The sequence below is a fragment of the Stenotrophomonas sp. YJH_SMC_65 genome, from assembly GCF_059369475.1.
Map to the genome: position 1 here is coordinate 72,739 of NZ_JCAFSR010000012.1, position 17,312 is coordinate 90,050.

Here is a 17,312-nt window from a genome sequence, read left to right on the forward strand (position 1 = left end):
TGAAAATGAAAAGATTCGCCCGAGCATTGCGCGTCACTCTGAATATCCATCCGAACGAGAAGAGCAGTGTGTGGAATACCTGGCCGCTCTGGGTCGAGTTCTGATCCCGCGGGGCAACCCCGCGATTGAGCGGTAGCAAGACGAAGGGACTCGTCTTTCGAGTCCCTTCCTGCCGGAGACGCACTGCATGCAAGGGATGTCGAATGAAGGCAGCGCCATTGCTGCCGAGCGCCTGGCTGCGCGCGTGGAGCGCGAAGGACCGGTGCTGAAACTGGAAACCGGCGGTATCGGGGTGTTCTGCCCAGAGCTGGCCGGCAAGGTCGACAAGGAGAATTCCGAGCACCTGTTCGTGGTCGAGTCGCTGGCCGACCTGTTCCGCCGGCACGAACGCGTGCGCTGGACCGAAGTGCGCAGCCTGATCGCGACCCGCAGTGCTGAGCTTACCGGAGCGCAGACCCTGGAGGCGCTGCAGTCGCGCATGCGGCAGGCGTTGGACGCACTGTGCGGGCGCGAGCTGGATGCCACGCCAGCCGTGTGGAAGGTGATGGCGCATCCGCTGGTGCCACTGGTGATCGACGGGCTCGACGCGCGCGGTACCGAGGCCATCGAACGCGCCCTGCATCTGCGCTACACCACCCAGGTCGAGCAGGTCATCCATCGGCGTCATCTGCTGCGCAACTTCCTCATCGGTCGTGGCGAATCGCGGGCGATCGCCGCCGAACTCAGGCGCCGGGTCCGCAGCGGACGTTCGCCGCTGGACTACGCGCAGTCATTGTTGACCCTTCGCGAGCGCATCGGCCTGGACAAGGTCACCTACCTGGTCACCGTGCAACTGATCGCCATTTCCGGGGTGCCCGGCATGATGGCCGCCTGCCTGCTGCTGGCGATGCAGATGCATCCACACTGGCGCCAGCGCATCGAGGAGGAATTCGCGCCGCTCTCGGATGCGGAGATCCATGCGCTGCCGATGGCCAGGATTCCCTGCACGATGCGCTTCCTGAAGGAAGTGATGCGGCTGTATTCCACGCCCTTCAACAACCGTCGGGTGGCCGCCTGCGATCTGCAGGTGGAAGGGCAGGCCATCGCCGAGGGCACGGTGTTCGAGCTGAGCTCGTTCATCCAGCATCGCTCGGCGAAATACTGGGATGACCCGCTGCAGTTCGATCCCGATCGCTGGCTGCCCGAGCGGCGCAAGCGCACCGCCGGCATCTATGTGCCTTATGGCTTCCCCACGCGCTCGTGCGTGGGATCGGCGGTGGGCAACGCGCAACTGGTACTGCTGTGTGCGCTGCTGGCGCGCGAATTCCGTTTCACCCCCAGCGCCGACTACCGGCCCGAGGTGCGCATGGAAGGCTTCGCGATTCCCGCGGCGCTGCACGGCACGTTCTCGCGCCATGAGGCCGGTGCCTGATCTGCAGGGGCGGGCGGCTTACTTTGCCGTACGCCCGTGTTCCTGCATGTCCTCATGCAGGATCCGCCGCAGCTCGACGATGGCCGGCGTGGCTTCCTGCACGCTGTGACCGGACACGATCACCTTCTCCGAAACGGCGTGTGGCAGGTGCGAGCTCCAGTAGGGCACCAGCCCGTCATCGGTTTTTTCCAGTGGGCCATCGGCCTTGGCGCGGGCGATGATCGAGTGGTAGTGCACCTTCGGTGACATCGGCAGGTCGGCCACGGCGCGGACGAACGGGTCGTCCTTGTCCAGGTTCTGGATGCTGTTCATCTGGTAGCCGTGCTTGCCATCGTTGCGATCGATCTGGCCGTCGTTGGCCAGCGTCGCCACGTCCTCCAGCACGGTCAGCGGCAGCCGTACCAGGCGGCCGATCCAGCGGCCGAGGCGGGTACCGGCCACGTCGGTGCCGCGATGCGGTGTGGCGATGAACACCACCCGCGATACTTCCGGTTCCGGCAGGAAGGTCAGTACCGGCGCGCCCTTGGTGCGCAGCAGCTCGCGCTGGGCGGGCGTCATCTGCGCGGTGGCCAGCAGGGTGTCGACCAAGTGGTCGCCGGAGGAAGAGACCATCAACCGCGCGATCACCCCGCCCATGCTGTGCCCGACCAGCACCATGTCATGCGAGGCCTGCGCCTTGCCGCTGGGGTCGAAGTGCTTGAGCACTTCGGCCAGCGTGTGGCGCATCGCATCGTGGCTCATCGCGATGGGCATGTTGGTCGGGTAGTAGAACTGCCAGACCTGGAAGTCCTGGCGGATCTCGTCGTCGCGCATCAGTTCGTTGGCCACGTTCACCCAGGCCTCGGGACTGCTGGCCAGCCCATGGATCATCAACAGCACGCGGCGGTTCGGGTCGTAGGGCTGCATCATGTACAGATGCGGCGCGTCGATGCCGCCCTTGCCACCAAACAGCGAGCGCAGCGACTGGTGGCTGAAGTTGGAGCGCGCCAGCCACAGTGCGTAGCCCGCAGTGAAGTTGGCCGCCAACGGCACCTGCTGGCCGTGCAGGGTTACTTCCGAGACCTGGTAGGGATCGTGGATCTCCAGTTCCGGCTCGTCGTCGTGCAGCACTTCCCACAGGTTCTTTCCCGAGAAGCGCAGCAGCACCGTCATCGAAGGCGAGGGCATCTCGCTCCAGCTCTGCGCGGCCGGGGTGCTTGCCTGCGCGGCGGGCGTCGCTGCCGAAGGCGGGGTGGCCGTGCTGCCAGCCGGATCGTCCATCACCGCCACCAGCTCGGCACCGAAGCCATCGCGGCGATGCACGCTGCGCAGCGTACCGGTGAACGACAGCGAGGCCGCCGGTACCAGCTCGGTGGGGGTGCGCGTGTCCAGCGGCGATGCTTCGCCTGAAGGGGCCAGCACGAAGGTCCAGCGGCCCAGCTGGAAATGGCTGGCCTGGCTGTGCACGCGCCCGGTGGCGTACGCGTTGTACAGCTGCACCGAGGCTTCCTGCACAGCCAGGTTGTAGTAGTCGCGCACCTGGGTCTGGCGGTCCTCGAAACCACGCTGGTTGGCGGTGCGCTCGGTGAAGAACAGATAGGCATAGGCCTGGCGCGCGACCTGCATCCACGCATCGAGGCGCGGCTGGAAGTCGGCATCCAGTTCGGTGATCGCGGTCTTGGCGCGGCCGGATGCCGAGTACTCGCGCTTCGGTGCCGGCAGGGTCATCGCATGCTGCAGCCACAACTCGGCCAGGCTGGAGCGCTTGTCTTCCTCGCGCACCACGATGCTGCTTTCCATGGCCTCGATGCAGGGCAGGCCGGGCTTGGCACAGACGCCCTCATCGAGCCCGGCCACGCGCAGGGTCTCGGTGGTCGCCGCGCTGAGCTTGCCGGAGGTGAGGATGTCACCGCGCTTGAGCGCGATGTACTGGCCGGGCGTGACCGAGGCGACCTGCACCGACGGTCCGAACTGGCGCAGCGTCGCGCAGCCCCCCAGGGTGAGCAGCACGGTGATGATGAGGGTCGTGCGGCCGATGAAGCCCATGCCCGTGGTAGCCATACGATGCTCCTGCGCGGTGGCGTCACTCTAGCGGCCGGCCTGTCAAAGCGGAATAGACCGAACGGTCGGTTTGGGCCTGGCCGCCGTGGGCGATTCAGCCATTCCCGTGTGACACTGCGGCGAATGGAAGGGACACGGTGATCGCGATGGCCTGGCTGGAAACCCGCATTCCCCCGCCCGTGGTGATGCTGCTGTGCGCCGCTGCGGGCTTTGCAGCACGCTGGCTGTGGCCCGGTTTCCACCTTCGGGTGCCGGTGCCGGTTCTGCTCGCAGGCGTGACGGTGACGCTGGGTGTCGTGCTCAATCTGCTGCCCAAGCTGTCTTTCCAGCGCGCCGGTACCACCGTCAATCCTCTGCGACCTTCGGCGTCGAGCGCGCTGGTTACCAGCGGAATCTACCGCCGCACGCGCAATCCGATGTATCTGGGCCAGGCGTTGGTCCTGCTTGGCGCCATGGTGTACCTGCAGAACCTGATCGCGCTGCTGGTGGTGCCGCTGTTCCTGGTGTACATCACCCGGCTGCAGATCCTGCCGGAGGAGCGGGCACTGATGGCCCGCTTTCCCGAGGCGTACGCGCAATACCGTCATCGCGTGCCGCGCTGGCTGTAGCGTCGGCTACGCCATCAGCGGCTGATCTGGCACTTCACCGCAGCCGAATAGCCCTCGTAGTCGTCGCCCGCGATCACGTGCAGGGTGTGGCGCTTGTCGATGCGCTTCACGTACGACGGCTCTTCGGTGTTGGCATGCTCGTTGACCTCGGTCACCGACCAGGCCTTGGCCAGGCGCTTGGAATCGACGCCGTTCAAGTACACGAAGAGGCTCTTCTCGCCTTCGGCCACGTTTACATCGGCACTGGTGACCGTGCCGCCAAACAGCGCGACCGGCTTGTCCTCCGGCTCGAAGGTGCCGCCCGGTTTCTTGGCCAGGCCGGCGGCCTGCAGCGCATCGATGGCGTCGGCCGCACTGAAGTTCGAGCCGGCCTTGCAGGCCAGCAGCGCTTCCAGCGTGGCGGTGCCGGGGGGCGCGATGGCCGGCGCCGCAGCGTGCGTGGCTGAGGCTGCGGCGAGGGTGGTGAGGAGCAGGACGAGCGTGGTTGTGGCGGTTTTCATTGCAGATCCTTCTGGCGGCAGCAGGCCGGGGCAATGCAGCGATGGAGCGAAAGCTCCATCCCGATTATGCCCCACGCTTCCCGCACGACGAGCAGGCACAAAAAAGCCGGAACCCCCTCGACGGGAGATCCGGCTTCTTGCGGCCTCGACAGGCCATACAGATGGTGGAGGTGGGCCCTACCGCAATGTGAACGTAAGTTGTTGATGGTGAAGGCGGTTGGTGCTGGTGTCAGAAACTGATACCCCCAGCAATACCCCCACTCTATGCAGCCTTTGCGGGTTCAATTCCATCCCGCTCGGCAACCCGGGCGGCCTGCCAGGCGTCCACCTCAGCCTCGATCCAGCCTACCGCATTGCCGCCCAGCGGCACCGGCGCCGGGAAGGTGCCGGCGCTGATCCGGTCATAGATCGTGGTCTTGCCCAGGCCCGTGCGGCGCTTGACCTCGGGCATCTTGATGAAAACGAGCGGCTCGGTAGCCATGTTGTCCTCCTTCAGTTCGTGGCCAGCGCAGCGCGCAGCTGCTCGGTGGCCTGGTAAATCTGGCCGCGCAGGCGCAGGACCTCTGCGCGCAGGCGGATCACTTCATCGGCCGCGACCACCAGCTGCTCACGCAGCACGTCCTTGGCCGGCTGCTTCATGCGGCGCGGTTCGCGGGGGAAAAGCTGGGCGTTCATGCGATGGCCCCCAGCGGCAGGCCAGGCTGCGCAACGCGGATGCGTGCCTCGGCGATTGCGGCGTAGATGGGGTCGAGCTCGATCCCAACGAACTGGAAGCCTTCGAGTACTGCGGCCTTGCCAGTGCTGCCGCTGCCCATGAATGGATCCAGCACCAGGCCGCCTGCGGGAGTAACGAGGCGGCACAGGTAGCGCATGAGATCCGTCGGTTTCACGGTGGGGTGGTGGTTTCCGTTCCGCGCCGGCCAGTCGGCCATCTCGCGATCGCGCATCGTTGCTCCAGCGGCGACGGCCGGCGCCGGGCCAGAATTGAGGCCGTCGTTGCGGTCTTCGCGCGTGGCCTTGGCACAGTAGAAGAACCGGGCAGCGCTGCCGCTATCAGGCCGAGCGATTGCATCGCGCGCGGCTCCCATGTCGCCATAGATGCCGAGCGACACGCGATCGCGGGAGTGGCCTCGGAGGTCACCCTGCTGGCCTGGTGCAGCTGGGAACGTCGCAAGCACGTCCTCGCTGCCGTCGTGGATCAGGTTGGCCGGCCAGCGGCCCAGCGCTTCGGCCTTCGCTACGTTTGCGTTGCAACGGTTGGCATGCGCGGCCTTTGCCTGCTCGTCCTGCATCCACGGGCGGTGCCAGCCATCGGGGCCGACCTTCGGCGCGGCAGACTGATCGCCGCCGCCCAGCTTGTCCATCGTCTCGATCCGGCAAGCGTCGATGTTGAGCCCACCGGTGCCGTGCTGATGCCAGTTGGCTGCCACCGTACCTGCAAGCGGCTTGCGGGCGACGGTGATCGGCTCGAGCGCGGGCTTCAAGGCGGTTCCGCCCCAGGGGCCATTGTGGGACTTCGGGAAGCCGCTGCCGTAGACCCAGGCGATCATGTCGCGGATCTCGAAGCCGGCGTCCTCGATGCGCACGGCCATGCGGTGCTGCGTGCGAGTGCCGGCGAAGGCCAGCAGGTGTCCGCCAGGCTTCAACACGCGCAGGCACTCAGACCATATCTCGGTGCTGGGCACGTCGTAATCCCAGCGCTTGCCCATGAACGACAGGCCGTAGGGTGGATCGGTCACGATGGCGTCGACAGAGTTGTCGGCCATGCCGCGCATCACTTCCAGGCAGTCTCCGACGTGGATCATGCGGCGCACCTCCGCCAGCACCAGCGCAGCCCGGCGCGCGCGGCGCGGTATGCGCGGCTGATCGCCCACAGGGTGGCGATGCCGGCCGCAAACCCGGCCAGGGCGAACACGTGGACCATTGCAGCGGTGAGCAGCTGGTCAGCCATGGCTACCATGCGCCGACTCCGAACTGGTGGATCCCGTCCGACTCCACCTCGATAAACCGCTGTCGGTTGCCCAGGTCGTCTCCGCTCATGGCGTGGATTCCGCCTTCCGACTCGACGTAAATCCAAGCCTCAGGCCCATACAGCTCGACCGCCATGGCATGCGCCTTGCGGCTGTCGGCGCTGATCCTGTTCAGCAGCTTTTTCAGTTGCGCCTTAGTTGCCACTGTCCACCTCCGTGCTATCAACGAGGCGCGCAGAGGTCGGTGCGAAGTGCTTGGTGACGCGCCAGTCGATAGCCTCTACTGGCCCACCTTCTCCTTCACGGGCAAGGTTCTTCGCTTCGGCAGCGCTATGGGCTTCTACGAGGAAGAACTGCACGGCCTGGAACGGCATTTCCACGAGGTACTTAGCCATTGCCCACCGCCTGGCTGTCGATCAGGGCCTGAACCCGCTCCTTCATCATCTGCAAGACCCACATGCGCGACTTGTTGCGCCTGTAGGAGTGCGCTGTGTCATAGAACGCCTGCTGCCAGATCTGCCCGAGGTCCTGGGCGTGCACGGGCGGAGCTGCGTTCAGCAGCGCGGCAATGTCATCTGCCTTGACCACACGCAGGGTTTCCGAGCATTCCTCGCAGCCCAGCACGAACATGCAGCCCACGTCGTGGGTGTTGAGGCGGCCCTGCTGCACATCGTTGAGCGTGCGGACATGGGCAAACCACTGCAGCTCGTGGCCGCCGCAGTGCTTGCAGCTGTTAGGCGCTCCCGGCACCACAACCGCCACGGGCTCCCCCACCGGCTGGCGGGCGGCCAATTCATCCTCAGCGCGCAATGCACGTTCCTGCCAGTGGTCGATTGCTCCGTGCAACGTGCCATCTCCTGCTGCCAGCGCATCGTCCATAGTCACCGGCTGGCTGGCGGCGAGTGCTCGCACATGGTCTTCGTAGCGCACGAAGCTGCCCTGCGGGTGATCGAAAACCTCTCCGAACTTGTGCCGGCTCCCGGCCAGCATATCCAGCGAGACGAAGCACCGTGGGGCATCCCCCTGACCACCCGGGGAGGGCTGCCTCACTTCGAACGTATCCGGCGGCACAGTCGGATCAACAACAATCGGGATGCCGAGCGCAGTGGCACCCGGGGAGGGCTGGGCGGAGAGGGCGGCGAGCGCGTAGTCCCGCATCTGCTCGGGGGTAAAGGCGTTGTGCGCCTCGTGACCGAAGTCCCCACCGGTGACGTAGCCAGCCTTCGGCAGCGGCGGCAGCCCATCCCCAAGCCTCACCCTCCCACCGGGCTGCACGTCCGCCAGGGTTTTGTCGTTGGTATTCATGCAACCTCCTGCAGTGGGGAGGCCTGTTCGGCCTCGATCAGGGCATAGCCGATGGCTTCGACGCGTTCGCGCAGCTGGCGGCGTGCGATCAGCAGCTGCAGCGCGATGTGCCGGCGGTGGTCGTTGAGCTGGAACGTCCGCGTCTCGATGTGCAGCTTTCCGGCCAGGTCGCGGCGGAACAGGCGGTAGGTGAGGACGTGGCCGCCCAGCACCTTGTCGATGGACCGGCCCCAGGCGAAGCCCTCGGTGCGCTTCGGCAGCCGGCGGTCGTAGCGGTGGTGGGTCATGCGTGGCTCCGCAGCGGCACGCGGCGCACTGGCCCGTGCCACAGGTTGGCGAGGTTGTTGAGGCGGACCTGCAGCGGATCGCGGCGCAGGGGGCGCAGCGGGTCGTGCAGGCGGCGCTCGGTGTTCCGGCAGGGCGCGCACGCGGCGGTGTGCTTGCCGTTGATCAGGGGGAAGAACCGCAGCGGCAGTCGGGCCGCGCACTTCGTGCAGGTCTTCATGGCAGGCGAGCCTTCATCAGGTTGGCCCAGGTGAGCGGGTAGGGGCCGCGCTTAATCCGGTCGTAGGCCGTGCTGCGCGAAACGTCCAGAATCTCGGCTACCTGCCTGGTGGTGTAGCGCTTGCCCTCGATCACCTGCGCGAACAGCTGGGCGCGGGCGAGGCCGGCACGGCGCAGGCATTTGGCGTGGCTGGGATAGATCGTCACGTCCATCAGGCGGCCTCTTGGTGATCGCCAGCGCGCAGACTCTGCTCAAACCCGACCACCATCTGCCGGAACGGTTCCAGGTCCGCCCGCAGCTTGGCGATGAACGCCTCGTCGCGGTCGAAGCGGCGCCACCACAGCTGCTTGCCCACGGCGGCCAGCGCCGGGCAGTACAGCCCGATGTGCCACCACTGCCGGCCGGTGAGCCACATGCAGCCCTGCGCCTGCTCGAACACCTCGCTCGCATCGTTGTCGATGTGGAAGGCGCGCAGCTTCTCGGGGTTGATGAAGCACTTGTATTCGCTGCCGCCGTCTTCGCCGATGAAGCCGTCGGCCGAGCAGCCGTAGTCGCCGCAGTCGCTCAGCACGAACCCGGCCCGGCGCACCAGCAGGCCGGACTGCACCTCATGCTCTGCTCGGGCTTCGGGCTCCAGCTCATGGCCCCGGCGCATGGCGAACGTCTCGAAACCCTCGTCCAGCGGCTCGCCACTGATTCGCTCGATCGCCAGCCGGAAGGCGTAGTTCTTCGACGCCTCGCTGAAATCGCCGATAGGCTCGCCGGCGATCGCCTTCTCGATGATGGCCGAGCGCGGCAAGGCCTTGTAGCCGGCATGCTCCGCTGCTGCCTTCGACGCCATACCCGCCAGCACCGAGTCCACATACAGCTGCTGCTGGTCGGTCAGCTCGCCCACGCGCGAGCGCGCGGTGGCGAACATGCTGGCGGTGATCACGCCGGCGCGGGCGTTGTGCCACGCATCGCTGCCCTGGTCGCAGTGGATCAGCCTCATTCGACCATCTCCGCTGCGGCGCGCTCGGCCTCAGCCTTCAACGCTTCCAGCCCCGAGCCGCCGATCAGCTTGCGCTGCTGCGGAGTGAGCTTCGACCATGCCTTACCTAAAGCGTCCAGACCGGCCATGCCAATGTCCTGCAGGCTGGCATACAGCGCTGTGCGCTCGGCCTCCTGATCCTCCGACAGCGGCGCGGGCAGCGCCTGCTGCTGAACCTGCTGGCTAGACAGAACGGCCAAGCCTTCTCCGCCATCGGTGTTCAGGTGGTGGATCGCGGTGTCCAGGCGCTCGGTCTTCGGCCAGTATTTGTAGGCGCGCTTCACGACCGTCTTTTTCGCCATCTCGCCCCAATCGGTCAGCCACGGGCAGGACTTCTGCTTCGAGATCCATGCCTTCCATGCCGACGAGCGGTCACGGATAGCGTTGATTTCCTCCACCGACATTGCGTCGGTCAGGTAGTCGCCGTCGGCGGTCTTCACCACCACGTAGACGCCGACAACCTCGCCACGATCCTTCGCGAACGGGTTGCGGATGTGGGTCGGCTGCTGATCAATGCCGTTGAGGCCGAAGGTGTCGTTCTCGTAGACCAGTTCGGCCTGGCCCCAGCGGATCGACCCGGAGTCGATCGCCAGATCCAGCAGGCCCATGTAGCTGATGTCGAGGCAGATCTTGCCGTCGCGCGGCACCAGGTAGGCCTGCTTCTTCGCCGGGTTCAGGCTGATGCCGATGGCGGCGATGTTGACCACGGCAGCGATGACCGACGACCGGTTCTGCAGCGCGATCTTCATCGCGTAGTCGTTGCCGTACAGCGTCTGCAGGGCGAACTCGGCCTCGCGGTCGAAATTGATAGACCGATCAGACAGCACCGAGGCGAAAGATTCCTTGGTGCCGTAGACCGAATCCTCGATGGTGACGATCTGGTTCATGGCTGCTCTGCTGGTAGGTGGATAGATGCCGGCGTCGTGGAATCCCGGCCGGCGCGGGGCCCGTGAGGGCGGGGAAATTCAGCCGCGCACGCTGCTGGTTGCAGCCCATCGGGCTTTGGCAGCGTCACGGTCGGTGTGGGCCTGGTGGATCTCGGCGATGCGCAGCGGCACGACGACGGCGGCGAACAGCGCGACGGCGGCCCATGCGATTCGGAGGCGGCTACTCACGGTCGTTTTCCTCCACGCACAGGCCGTCCACGGCCTCGCGGTTGCGTTGTTCTCGGGCTTCCGCCAGCGACATCGGCGGGGCGATTGGGGGCAGGCAGAACTGGTCGGCGAAGGCCGCGTCCAGCCGGTCAAACGGGTTCATGGGGCGTCTCCGGTTCGCAGGCGGCCAGAGCGGCGCGCAGGCGGTCGTCTGCGGCCATCTGGTCGGCCAGGTCACGGGCTGCGAGGGATGCATGGGCGGCGGCGAGAAGTTCGATGGCCATTGCCTTGGCTGAGAGAAGATTGGCCGCGTGTGGGTTCACCGGCTGGCCCTCCACCCACAGGCTTCGCGCTGCCGCATCGATCCCGGCTACTAAACCGAGTTCCCGGCTCACGACAGCACCGCCTGCACCAGCACGGCGGCCAGCACGCCTAGGCACAGCGCCAGGAAGTGGGTCACGCAGGTGGCCCGCACGCTGCGGCGGTACTCGCGTTCGGCGGCGGTCATGCGGCCACCTGCTGCAGTGCGCGGGCCGTGTCGTTGGCGCACATCTGCGCCCGGGCCAGCATGTCGACCGCAGCCAGGCCGCTGCAGGGGCGCATGGCGCGCATCCGGTACAGTTTGTAGTGGTACCGGCGGTCAGCTGCGCGGCGCTCGCTCATGGCCCAGCTGAAGCGGCCCTTGCGGTACTTCGCCACCAGCAGCAGCGGGTCGATCAGGCCGTCGGCAATCTCGCCTTCTCCGCCGCAGCGGCCGCAGGCCACGCCGCACTCGCACTGCGGATCGCCGCTGGCGCTGTCGTTGCGGACGTGTTCGCCGGTGCCGCCACAGTCGGGGCAGGTGATGAAGGCATTGGCCGGGTGCAGCGGCAGGCCGCGCTCTTCCCGGGTCAGCTCGCTGGAACGCTTGTGGTCGCGGACCGACGCATAGCCGGTCCGGGTGGTCGAGCGGGGCAGTCCAAATGCGATGGCGGCCATCTTCGTCTCCAGGCCGCTCCCGGGAGTGGGTGTGTCGCGGCGTTGGGAGAACGATATGCAAAACGGGATACAATCGCAATCCCGAACGGGATACTTTTACGCATTAGCCGACGAACGGTAGGTAGGAGATCTACCTACTGCCCAGTCACTGCGTGCAAAGACCCCGCCAAACAACCTCGTTCACGCTATCGGGAGGAATAGCTTTCTCTTCAGGGCTCGATAGCTGGACGCTGGATAGGCTTCTGCCTAAGTTGTCGTGCTGTTCGACAGCCAAGGTTGTGACCGTCATCTCTTCGCATTTGTAGCGAGCCCTGACCTTCACCTCGGTGGTGGTCGGCTTCATTGAAGATGACCTGGTGGCGTCGGTGATCGAGAACTTTAACCATACGGTCACCCTGCCATCGTTCTTGACTATAGTCTCTTTATCGACGCTGACAGGAGTGCCGCTCCCATTCTCGCCGAGATACAGCCATCTCCCGGTGCTCGGCTCATCTGCAAGTGCGTTACCACGAGAGAAGATCAAGCCACCGATAGTCAATATCGCAATCAATGTCCTTGCTGTCATAGCCTCTGCTCCCTTACAAGGCCCACCTCATCGAACCCGATGCCCTCAACGCGGCATTCCCTGGCTCGCTCCATCTTGTCTTTCAGCTCCATCAGCTCGTCGTCGGTCAAGCACTCGATGACGCCGCGCACATGAGCTGTTTCCTGGCGGATTAGCCACGCCAGCCAGTACATGCGGGCCAAGTCCCTGATGCGCGCGTAGACGATGGCGCGGGTTGCTCCATCCATACCGGATCTCTGAAACGGGATGACCTGGCCACGCCTCAAGATCGTTGGGGCAGACGCCTTGCGCGGCCTCATCCCCATGGCCTCAGCCATCTCTCCTGCTAGTTCCTTCAGTCGCTCGTCGCTGATCGCCATGCTGTCCTCACCCTGTTTTACGAAGCTCGGCAGCGAAGCGACGTAGGGCAACGATCACGTTGCTGTCGTCCATGATCCCAGCGGCACCTTCCTCCTGTACCACTTTCATGGCCACATACAGGCGATCCGCATAGGTCTCCTTGGGGAGCGGCTCAGGCGCCATGGCCTCCATTTCGCTCACCAGCTTCACTGCGGCTGCGACTATCTCCCGCTCCGATCCCACGGACTGAGACGCGACCGGCTCATCAATGCCCGACAGATCTATCCACATGAGGTCGCTGGTGGAGACGCCGAAGTGCCGGGCCAACTGGCCCATCTTTTCAGGGTTCGGCTTGCTGATCTTCCCCGCCATGTAGCGGCTCACCCACGACTGGCCGGCCCCAGAGGCAACCGCAACCTCGGCAGCGGTGGTCCGGTGAAGGCTGATCAGGTGGCGGAGATTGCGGCGGGGCAGGTCGTCGTCATGCATACAGGAATGATCCCGCATACCGTTCGTCGGACAAAATGCATTTGGGGATTCCATGCGTATCCCGAATGGGATATTTTCCGTCGTCATGAACCCCTCACTCGCCATCGAACGTCTCCGCGCCGCTGGGCTGACCGAGCAGAGCATTGGCTCTGCTGTGGGTGCCCGGCAGTCCACCATCAACCGGATTCGCCGCGGCCTGATGCAGCCGACCTACGAGGTTGGCAAGGCACTGGTTGATCTCGCCGTGACCACCGAGCGCAAGGCCGCTCGCCGCCGGCGCGCTGCCGCCCAAGAAGAAGGAGGCGGCCGTGCAGCCTGACGACAACAAGACCATCCACCTCGGATGGATTGCGTTGAGAGTGGTCGCAGATGCCGACGGCAATGCGATCTCCGCACATGTGGTGTTGCACGCCGAGAAGGACTTGAGTCCGCTCGGTGCGCTGACCCTGGCCCAGGTGGCTGAGGTTGCAGAAATCGACCTATTGAACCGCGTCCTCGGCCACGGCGAGTCGGACAGCACGGCCACCGGCACAGCCCCTTGCAAGGGGCACGCCGCCACCTGCCTCGGTAGCGGCGACCCGGGTGCATGCGGGTGCTGGCGAACTACTTCCGTTTCGGATCCTGGAGCGCGTCGATGACCTGCGCCACGATTTCTGTGCGAACTGCAATGGGGTCGATTTCGACGCCCAAGGAAACCCCGCATCCGATGTGCGGGCAGTTGTACGACAGCGCTTTGAACGTCCTTCGCCCGAACGGAACGCTCGCGCTTACTTCGCCAATGGTCACGGTGCTGAAGCTCTTCTTGCAGTGCGGGCAAATGCTCATGGGATCCCTCTCGTTGGCAGGTTGCGGACTGGCATTCGCATCCTACCGCGAGAGGGCGCCCGCCTTGGCCTTGAGCGCCTGACATGACCACCTCACCGACCCCGGGCAGGGAAGGGCACCACGGTGCCGCTGCCGGGAGCGGGCGGGTTCTTTCGCTCCACCTGGGTGATTCGCACCCGATCCCCGTAGCGCCTCAGCACGAACAGCCGGCCGGCAACCGGCACCAGTTCAACGACACCGCTCGACCGCGTCACCTCTGAATTCACTTGGCTCAATCCGTTGTGGGTTGGGCCTTTATTCCGCCCGAGAGGGCTTGGCAACGATAGGCAACGCATGGCAACCCCTGGCAACCAAAAGGCTCTCCCCCTCGCATTCGGCGTACACCACGCCCCGAAGGATGCGCCCTCCCAGATCGTCCGACAGATCGAATCGGCGGCGCACGCGCTGGCCGTGATGATCCGCGCCGGCCACCACAAGCTGGAGTACGTGGCGGCCTGCATCGGCAAGTCGAAATCCTACGTCTCGCGGATGCAGAACGGCGTCCGCCCGATCCCCGAGAAGCTGGTCGGCCCGCTGTGCGCCGCGACCGGCTCCAACCTCCTGCGCCAGTTCCTCAACCTGCAGGCCGCCCTTGACGGCATCTGCGAGGTCGAGCGCCTGGCCGACCTGATGAGGTCCGCCAATGAAGAACCGCGAGCTGCTGCAGCATCTGGACGAGTGCATCCGGGTCATCGAGTCCAGCCCGCCTATGACGCGCGAGGAGATCGTCGCGCACCTGTCCCGATGCGCGGCCGAGCAGGCCAGGGCGGAAGCCCGGCGCACGGCTACGCCGCAGCCTGACCTGTTGGGAGCTGCGTAGTGGCCCGCATCCGAACAATCAAACCCGAGTTCTTCACCAGCGAGGACATCTGCGGCCTGTCGCCATTGGCGCGGCTGCTGTACGTGGCCCTGTGGTGTGAGGCAGATCGCGAGGGGCGCCTGACGTGGAAGCCGCGCACGTTCAAGCTGCGCTACTTTCCGGCGGACGACTGCGACATTGACGCGTTGGCACGCGAGATTGTCGCGTCGGGACTCGTCGTGCAATACGGCGACGGGCTGGCTTTCATCCCGCAGTTTGCCAAGCACCAGCACATCAACCCCCGCGAAGCGGCTTCTACGCTCCCCGATCCTCCCGTCACTGACGAGAACGAACGCGTGACTGACGCGTCGGCACGCGTCACTGACACGCAGGTAGGAAGGGAAGGGAAGGGGAAGGAAGGGAAAGATAAAAGCCCCCCTAACCCCCCACAGGGGGGAAGTGACGATGGGGAAGGTCAGCAGCAGAAGCCCAAGCGCTCGGCCAAGATCAGCTTTGCTGCATTCCGGGCTGAATGCGAGGAGGCAGGGGAGAACCTGATTCCCGTGGACGACGCGGTGTTCGCCTACGCCGATCGCATCGGCCTGCCTCACGACTTCGTCGCCCTGGCATGGAGGTGGTTCAAGGCCCGGTACGCCGACAAGCGGCAGACCGGCGTGCGCGGCTGGCGCCAGACGTTCCGCAACGCTGTCGAGGGCAACTGGCCGAAGTTCTGGTTCCCGACCGAGGACGGCAGCTGGCAGCTGACCACGGCCGGCAAGCAGGCAAAGCTGGCAGCCGAGGCTGACGCCGGGGAGGCCGAATGAACGCGGTCCTGGCTGACTTCCCGCACGACGACCTGCGCCAGCTGCCGCAGTCCCGCGACGCTGAGCAATCCGTGCTGGGCGCCCTAATGTTGGACCCGGAGGCGTTCCCGAAGGTCTCCGAGTGGCTGAAGGTGGAGGACTTCTACGGCCGCGATCACCAGATGATCTACGCCTCGATCGTGGAACTGGCCGGCGCCGACAAGCCGTTCGACCCGGTGACGATGGGCGAGTGGTTCGCCGACCGTGGCGAGCTGGAGCTGGTTGGCGATGGCGCGTACCTGATTGAGCTGAGCGCAACCACGCACTCGGCTGCCAACGTGGTCGCCTATGCCGAGATCGTGAAGGGCAAGGCCACCCAGCGCCGGCTGATCGAGATCGGCGGCCAGCTGTCGGCCAAGGGCTTCAACCCGGAAGGGGAGGACGCCTCGGTCATCGTCGCGGACGCCACGCAGGCGCTGTCGGAGATCGCCAGCATCCGGCGCGGCTCGGTGAAGGGCGCGAAGGAGATCGGCAAGCGCTGGTATCAGGAGCTGGCCCGCCGGGTCGAGAACAACGGCCAGGCGCTGGGGCTGCTCACGCCGTGGACCGGTTTCAACCGGCGCACGCGCGGGCTGCAGGACGGGCACTTGGTCATCGTTGCCGGCCGCCCGAGCATGGGTAAGTCGGCATGGGCCATCAACGTGGCCGTGGCCGCTGCGCTGCGTGGCAAGCGCTGCCTGGTGTTCAACCTGGAGATGACCGACACCAGCATCTACAACCGCGGCATCGCTTCCCTGGCCAACGTCCCGCTGGCATGGCTGCAGCAGCCCGGCGAGAGGGACGACGAGAACTGGAGCAAGGTCACGCAGGCCACCCAGCAGCTCAACGCGTCCGGCCTGCTGATTGATGACACGGCCGGGCTGTCTGAGCAGCAGATCGTGGCGCGGTGCCGACGCGAGCGGATGAAAGCGGCCATCGACCTGGTGGTGATCGATCACCTGCACCTGATGCCGCTCCCAGGCAAGACCCGCGAGACGGTCGAGATCGGCCACATCACCGCTGGGTTCAAGAAGCTGGCCAAGGAGTTGTGCTGCCCGGTGGTGCTGCTGTCGCAGCTGAATCGATCGCTGGAGACCCGGCAGAACAAGCGCCCGCAGATGTCCGACCTGCGCGAGTCGGGGAACATCGAGCAGGACGCCGACCTCATCGTGTTCCTGTACCGCGACGACTACTACAGCGAGCGCGAAGGTGTGCGCTCTCCGCTGGACGGCTTCGTGGAAATGATCATCGCCAAGCAGCGTGAGGGCGAGACCGGCCGCGCCTGGGGCCGCAACGCGTTGGCCTATGGCCGCATCGACGACTACGACGGCGAAGACCCGGTGATCCCGCAGCAGCAGACGGGCGGAAGGCGCTCAGGAGGGATGGATTGATGGTCCCCGCATATGAACTGGAACGCGCCCGCCAGACCGGCCGGTGGATGCGCGACGCACACAAGGACCGCAACTCGGTCCCGCTCTACGCCATGGGCGAGGACAGGCTGGCGCTGCGCCGGGCATGGCTGGCCGGCTGGGACGAACGAGACGAGCAGATCAGGAGGAGGCGGGGATGAGTGCGATTTCACCGAATGACTGGAAGCTGGATGGCCCAGGTGGAATGACTGACAAGCAGCGCAGGATGCTAAACGCCGTCTGTGGCGACCTTGCCGCGCAACTGTCATGGCACGGCAACCGCCTAAGCAAGGACGACTGGCGCCACATGGTCGCCGGGACAATCTTGGGCTGGAGGATGATGCCTGCCATCGACAGAGGCGAGGGTGCGCAGGGCTTCATCATGCTGGGAGGGTCCAGCCTGAAACTGTCCCGCTCGCAGGCAGCTGAGGCGATCACAGCCCTCCTGCAAATCGGCGATCACCCCGACGAACAAGGACTCTCGGCCAAGCCGGTGCGTTGGTCGGACGTGGTTTTGCTCGGACTCGGCCACAACCCTAACGACTTTGCAGAGGCCGCGTGATG

At 65.6% G+C, this 17,312-nt stretch carries 30 protein-coding genes; 9 read left to right on the top strand and 21 right to left on the bottom strand.

Annotated features, from left to right (window positions below):
• The first annotated feature begins 187 nt into the window (after window positions 1-187).
• Window positions 188-1,411 (top strand): cytochrome P450, encoded by a 1,224-nt coding sequence (locus AC5P7A_RS18935; protein ID WP_495220459.1) that lies wholly within the window; start codon window positions 188-190, stop codon window positions 1,409-1,411.
• Window positions 1,412-1,429: 18 nt separating this feature from the next.
• Here AC5P7A_RS18935 and AC5P7A_RS18940 read toward each other — a convergent pair whose 3' ends face one another.
• Window positions 1,430-3,451 (bottom strand): esterase/lipase family protein, encoded by a 2,022-nt coding sequence (locus AC5P7A_RS18940; protein ID WP_049439207.1) that lies wholly within the window; start codon window positions 3,449-3,451, stop codon window positions 1,430-1,432.
• A 146-nt stretch (window positions 3,452-3,597) separates the two neighbouring features.
• On the opposite strand from AC5P7A_RS18940, the gene AC5P7A_RS18945 reads away from it, so the two are divergent.
• Entirely contained in the window at window positions 3,598-4,059 is a 462-nt protein-coding gene (locus AC5P7A_RS18945; RefSeq protein ID WP_049420521.1) for a methyltransferase family protein, read from the top strand.
• A 14-nt stretch (window positions 4,060-4,073) separates the two neighbouring features.
• Here the strand turns inward: AC5P7A_RS18945 and AC5P7A_RS18950 are convergent, their stop codons facing one another.
• From AC5P7A_RS18950 to AC5P7A_RS19045, 20 genes are all read right to left on the bottom strand, one after another.
• A complete protein-coding gene (locus AC5P7A_RS18950; protein WP_032959123.1) occupies window positions 4,074-4,559 on the bottom strand; it encodes a hypothetical protein in 486 nt (161 codons plus the stop codon).
• A gap of 262 nt (window positions 4,560-4,821) precedes the next feature.
• Window positions 4,822-5,040 (bottom strand): helix-turn-helix transcriptional regulator, encoded by a 219-nt coding sequence (locus tag AC5P7A_RS18955; protein ID WP_065183319.1) that lies wholly within the window; start codon window positions 5,038-5,040, stop codon window positions 4,822-4,824.
• A gap of 11 nt (window positions 5,041-5,051) precedes the next feature.
• Entirely contained in the window at window positions 5,052-5,234 is a 183-nt protein-coding gene (locus AC5P7A_RS18960) for a hypothetical protein (RefSeq protein ID WP_065197410.1), read from the bottom strand.
• Window positions 5,231-6,364 carry a DNA-methyltransferase gene (locus AC5P7A_RS18965; protein ID WP_495220460.1) on the bottom strand — a complete coding sequence of 378 codons (1,134 nt, stop codon included), beginning with the start codon at window positions 6,362-6,364 and terminating at the stop codon, window positions 5,231-5,233. The genes AC5P7A_RS18960 and AC5P7A_RS18965 overlap by 4 nt, the downstream gene beginning before the upstream one ends.
• The gene (locus tag AC5P7A_RS18970; RefSeq protein ID WP_495220461.1) at window positions 6,361-6,519 is read right to left on the bottom strand and encodes a hypothetical protein; all 159 of its coding nucleotides are present in this window, start codon (window positions 6,517-6,519) and stop codon (window positions 6,361-6,363) included. The genes AC5P7A_RS18965 and AC5P7A_RS18970 overlap by 4 nt, the downstream gene beginning before the upstream one ends.
• Window positions 6,513-6,734 (bottom strand): hypothetical protein, encoded by a 222-nt coding sequence (locus AC5P7A_RS18975; RefSeq protein WP_478425111.1) that lies wholly within the window; start codon window positions 6,732-6,734, stop codon window positions 6,513-6,515. Before AC5P7A_RS18975 ends, AC5P7A_RS18970 begins: the two co-directional genes overlap by 7 nt.
• Window positions 6,724-6,924 (bottom strand): hypothetical protein, encoded by a 201-nt coding sequence (locus tag AC5P7A_RS18980; RefSeq protein ID WP_478425109.1) that lies wholly within the window; start codon window positions 6,922-6,924, stop codon window positions 6,724-6,726. Before AC5P7A_RS18980 ends, AC5P7A_RS18975 begins: the two co-directional genes overlap by 11 nt.
• Window positions 6,917-7,834 carry a hypothetical protein gene (locus AC5P7A_RS18985; RefSeq protein ID WP_495220462.1) on the bottom strand — a complete coding sequence of 306 codons (918 nt, stop codon included), beginning with the start codon at window positions 7,832-7,834 and terminating at the stop codon, window positions 6,917-6,919. The genes AC5P7A_RS18980 and AC5P7A_RS18985 overlap by 8 nt, the downstream gene beginning before the upstream one ends.
• On the bottom strand, window positions 7,831-8,121 hold the full coding sequence (locus AC5P7A_RS18990; protein ID WP_087786643.1) for a hypothetical protein: 291 nt from the start codon (window positions 8,119-8,121) through the stop codon (window positions 7,831-7,833). Before AC5P7A_RS18990 ends, AC5P7A_RS18985 begins: the two co-directional genes overlap by 4 nt.
• On the bottom strand, window positions 8,118-8,339 hold the full coding sequence (locus tag AC5P7A_RS18995; RefSeq protein ID WP_495220463.1) for a hypothetical protein: 222 nt from the start codon (window positions 8,337-8,339) through the stop codon (window positions 8,118-8,120). The genes AC5P7A_RS18990 and AC5P7A_RS18995 overlap by 4 nt, the downstream gene beginning before the upstream one ends.
• On the bottom strand, window positions 8,336-8,551 hold the full coding sequence (locus tag AC5P7A_RS19000) for a helix-turn-helix domain-containing protein (RefSeq protein WP_087786640.1): 216 nt from the start codon (window positions 8,549-8,551) through the stop codon (window positions 8,336-8,338). The genes AC5P7A_RS18995 and AC5P7A_RS19000 overlap by 4 nt, the downstream gene beginning before the upstream one ends.
• Window positions 8,551-9,330: a lambda exonuclease family protein gene (locus tag AC5P7A_RS19005; protein WP_495220464.1), complete on the bottom strand. Its 780-nt coding sequence runs from the start codon at window positions 9,328-9,330 to the stop codon at window positions 8,551-8,553. Before AC5P7A_RS19005 ends, AC5P7A_RS19000 begins: the two co-directional genes overlap by 1 nt.
• On the bottom strand, window positions 9,327-10,256 hold the full coding sequence (locus tag AC5P7A_RS19010) for a recombinase RecT (RefSeq protein WP_495220465.1): 930 nt from the start codon (window positions 10,254-10,256) through the stop codon (window positions 9,327-9,329). Before AC5P7A_RS19010 ends, AC5P7A_RS19005 begins: the two co-directional genes overlap by 4 nt.
• A gap of 78 nt (window positions 10,257-10,334) precedes the next feature.
• Window positions 10,335-10,484 carry a hypothetical protein gene (locus AC5P7A_RS19015; protein ID WP_172412131.1) on the bottom strand — a complete coding sequence of 50 codons (150 nt, stop codon included), beginning with the start codon at window positions 10,482-10,484 and terminating at the stop codon, window positions 10,335-10,337.
• Complete coding sequence (locus AC5P7A_RS19020; protein WP_495220466.1) at window positions 10,477-10,626, bottom strand: hypothetical protein; 150 nt, start codon at window positions 10,624-10,626, stop codon at window positions 10,477-10,479. Before AC5P7A_RS19020 ends, AC5P7A_RS19015 begins: the two co-directional genes overlap by 8 nt.
• Window positions 10,613-10,858, bottom strand: coding sequence for a hypothetical protein (locus AC5P7A_RS19025; protein WP_495220467.1), 246 nt, complete (start codon window positions 10,856-10,858; stop codon window positions 10,613-10,615). The genes AC5P7A_RS19020 and AC5P7A_RS19025 overlap by 14 nt, the downstream gene beginning before the upstream one ends.
• A gap of 109 nt (window positions 10,859-10,967) precedes the next feature.
• Window positions 10,968-11,441 carry a hypothetical protein gene (locus AC5P7A_RS19030; protein ID WP_495220468.1) on the bottom strand — a complete coding sequence of 158 codons (474 nt, stop codon included), beginning with the start codon at window positions 11,439-11,441 and terminating at the stop codon, window positions 10,968-10,970.
• Between the two features lie 145 nt (window positions 11,442-11,586).
• On the bottom strand, window positions 11,587-12,006 hold the full coding sequence (locus AC5P7A_RS19035) for a surface-adhesin E family protein (protein ID WP_495220469.1): 420 nt from the start codon (window positions 12,004-12,006) through the stop codon (window positions 11,587-11,589).
• Window positions 12,003-12,365: a hypothetical protein gene (locus AC5P7A_RS19040; protein WP_495220470.1), complete on the bottom strand. Its 363-nt coding sequence runs from the start codon at window positions 12,363-12,365 to the stop codon at window positions 12,003-12,005. The genes AC5P7A_RS19035 and AC5P7A_RS19040 overlap by 4 nt, the downstream gene beginning before the upstream one ends.
• 7 nt (window positions 12,366-12,372) lie before the next feature.
• On the bottom strand, window positions 12,373-12,834 hold the full coding sequence (locus tag AC5P7A_RS19045; protein ID WP_495220471.1) for a helix-turn-helix domain-containing protein: 462 nt from the start codon (window positions 12,832-12,834) through the stop codon (window positions 12,373-12,375).
• 52 nt (window positions 12,835-12,886) lie between these two features.
• Here AC5P7A_RS19045 and AC5P7A_RS19050 point away from each other — a divergent pair, with 52 nt between their 5' ends.
• The 7 genes from AC5P7A_RS19050 (at window position 12,887) to AC5P7A_RS19080 (ending at window position 17,310) form a co-directional block, all read left to right on the top strand.
• Complete coding sequence (locus AC5P7A_RS19050; RefSeq protein ID WP_495220472.1) at window positions 12,887-13,153, top strand: hypothetical protein; 267 nt, start codon at window positions 12,887-12,889, stop codon at window positions 13,151-13,153.
• On the top strand, window positions 13,143-13,472 hold the full coding sequence (locus AC5P7A_RS19055) for a hypothetical protein (protein ID WP_495220473.1): 330 nt from the start codon (window positions 13,143-13,145) through the stop codon (window positions 13,470-13,472). The genes AC5P7A_RS19050 and AC5P7A_RS19055 overlap by 11 nt, the downstream gene beginning before the upstream one ends.
• A gap of 520 nt (window positions 13,473-13,992) precedes the next feature.
• Window positions 13,993-14,499 carry a hypothetical protein gene (locus AC5P7A_RS19060; RefSeq protein ID WP_346601478.1) on the top strand — a complete coding sequence of 169 codons (507 nt, stop codon included), beginning with the start codon at window positions 13,993-13,995 and terminating at the stop codon, window positions 14,497-14,499.
• A gap of 18 nt (window positions 14,500-14,517) precedes the next feature.
• Entirely contained in the window at window positions 14,518-15,321 is an 804-nt protein-coding gene (locus AC5P7A_RS19065; protein ID WP_495220474.1) for a hypothetical protein, read from the top strand.
• Window positions 15,318-16,730, top strand: coding sequence for a replicative DNA helicase (gene dnaB, locus AC5P7A_RS19070; RefSeq protein WP_495220475.1), 1,413 nt, complete (start codon window positions 15,318-15,320; stop codon window positions 16,728-16,730). Before AC5P7A_RS19065 ends, dnaB begins: the two co-directional genes overlap by 4 nt.
• Window positions 16,730-16,909 carry a hypothetical protein gene (locus AC5P7A_RS19075; protein ID WP_495220476.1) on the top strand — a complete coding sequence of 60 codons (180 nt, stop codon included), beginning with the start codon at window positions 16,730-16,732 and terminating at the stop codon, window positions 16,907-16,909. Before dnaB ends, AC5P7A_RS19075 begins: the two co-directional genes overlap by 1 nt.
• Window positions 16,906-17,310, top strand: coding sequence for a recombination protein NinB (locus AC5P7A_RS19080; protein WP_495220477.1), 405 nt, complete (start codon window positions 16,906-16,908; stop codon window positions 17,308-17,310). The genes AC5P7A_RS19075 and AC5P7A_RS19080 overlap by 4 nt, the downstream gene beginning before the upstream one ends.
• Window positions 17,311-17,312 lie beyond the last annotated feature (2 nt).

What these genes read in the sequence shown, in the direction of transcription:
- AC5P7A_RS18935 (WP_495220459.1), top strand. Translation starts at nt 188, where the DNA reads ATGCAAGGGATGTCGAATGAAGGCAGCGCCATTGCTGCCGAGCGCCTG.
- AC5P7A_RS18940 (WP_049439207.1), bottom strand. Translation starts at nt 3,451, where the DNA reads ATGGCTACCACGGGCATGGGCTTCATCGGCCGCACGACCCTCATCATC.
- AC5P7A_RS18945 (WP_049420521.1), top strand. Translation starts at nt 3,598, where the DNA reads ATGGCCTGGCTGGAAACCCGCATTCCCCCGCCCGTGGTGATGCTGCTG.
- AC5P7A_RS18950 (WP_032959123.1), bottom strand. Translation starts at nt 4,559, where the DNA reads ATGAAAACCGCCACAACCACGCTCGTCCTGCTCCTCACCACCCTCGCC.
- AC5P7A_RS18955 (WP_065183319.1), bottom strand. Translation starts at nt 5,040, where the DNA reads ATGGCTACCGAGCCGCTCGTTTTCATCAAGATGCCCGAGGTCAAGCGC.
- AC5P7A_RS18960 (WP_065197410.1), bottom strand. Translation starts at nt 5,234, where the DNA reads ATGAACGCCCAGCTTTTCCCCCGCGAACCGCGCCGCATGAAGCAGCCG.
- AC5P7A_RS18965 (WP_495220460.1), bottom strand. Translation starts at nt 6,364, where the DNA reads ATGATCCACGTCGGAGACTGCCTGGAAGTGATGCGCGGCATGGCCGAC.
- AC5P7A_RS18970 (WP_495220461.1), bottom strand. Translation starts at nt 6,519, where the DNA reads ATGGTAGCCATGGCTGACCAGCTGCTCACCGCTGCAATGGTCCACGTG.
- AC5P7A_RS18980 (WP_478425109.1), bottom strand. Translation starts at nt 6,924, where the DNA reads ATGGCTAAGTACCTCGTGGAAATGCCGTTCCAGGCCGTGCAGTTCTTC.
- AC5P7A_RS18985 (WP_495220462.1), bottom strand. Translation starts at nt 7,834, where the DNA reads ATGAATACCAACGACAAAACCCTGGCGGACGTGCAGCCCGGTGGGAGG.
- AC5P7A_RS18990 (WP_087786643.1), bottom strand. Translation starts at nt 8,121, where the DNA reads ATGACCCACCACCGCTACGACCGCCGGCTGCCGAAGCGCACCGAGGGC.
- AC5P7A_RS18995 (WP_495220463.1), bottom strand. Translation starts at nt 8,339, where the DNA reads ATGAAGACCTGCACGAAGTGCGCGGCCCGACTGCCGCTGCGGTTCTTC.
- AC5P7A_RS19000 (WP_087786640.1), bottom strand. Translation starts at nt 8,551, where the DNA reads ATGGACGTGACGATCTATCCCAGCCACGCCAAATGCCTGCGCCGTGCC.
- AC5P7A_RS19005 (WP_495220464.1), bottom strand. Translation starts at nt 9,330, where the DNA reads ATGAGGCTGATCCACTGCGACCAGGGCAGCGATGCGTGGCACAACGCC.
- AC5P7A_RS19010 (WP_495220465.1), bottom strand. Translation starts at nt 10,256, where the DNA reads ATGAACCAGATCGTCACCATCGAGGATTCGGTCTACGGCACCAAGGAA.
- AC5P7A_RS19020 (WP_495220466.1), bottom strand. Translation starts at nt 10,626, where the DNA reads ATGAACCCGTTTGACCGGCTGGACGCGGCCTTCGCCGACCAGTTCTGC.
- AC5P7A_RS19030 (WP_495220468.1), bottom strand. Translation starts at nt 11,441, where the DNA reads ATGGCCGCCATCGCATTTGGACTGCCCCGCTCGACCACCCGGACCGGC.
- AC5P7A_RS19035 (WP_495220469.1), bottom strand. Translation starts at nt 12,006, where the DNA reads ATGACAGCAAGGACATTGATTGCGATATTGACTATCGGTGGCTTGATC.
- AC5P7A_RS19040 (WP_495220470.1), bottom strand. Translation starts at nt 12,365, where the DNA reads ATGGCGATCAGCGACGAGCGACTGAAGGAACTAGCAGGAGAGATGGCT.
- AC5P7A_RS19045 (WP_495220471.1), bottom strand. Translation starts at nt 12,834, where the DNA reads ATGCATGACGACGACCTGCCCCGCCGCAATCTCCGCCACCTGATCAGC.
- AC5P7A_RS19050 (WP_495220472.1), top strand. Translation starts at nt 12,887, where the DNA reads ATGCGTATCCCGAATGGGATATTTTCCGTCGTCATGAACCCCTCACTC.
- AC5P7A_RS19060 (WP_346601478.1), top strand. Translation starts at nt 13,993, where the DNA reads ATGGCAACCCCTGGCAACCAAAAGGCTCTCCCCCTCGCATTCGGCGTA.
- dnaB (WP_495220475.1), top strand. Translation starts at nt 15,318, where the DNA reads ATGAACGCGGTCCTGGCTGACTTCCCGCACGACGACCTGCGCCAGCTG.
- AC5P7A_RS19075 (WP_495220476.1), top strand. Translation starts at nt 16,730, where the DNA reads ATGGTCCCCGCATATGAACTGGAACGCGCCCGCCAGACCGGCCGGTGG.
- AC5P7A_RS19080 (WP_495220477.1), top strand. Translation starts at nt 16,906, where the DNA reads ATGAGTGCGATTTCACCGAATGACTGGAAGCTGGATGGCCCAGGTGGA.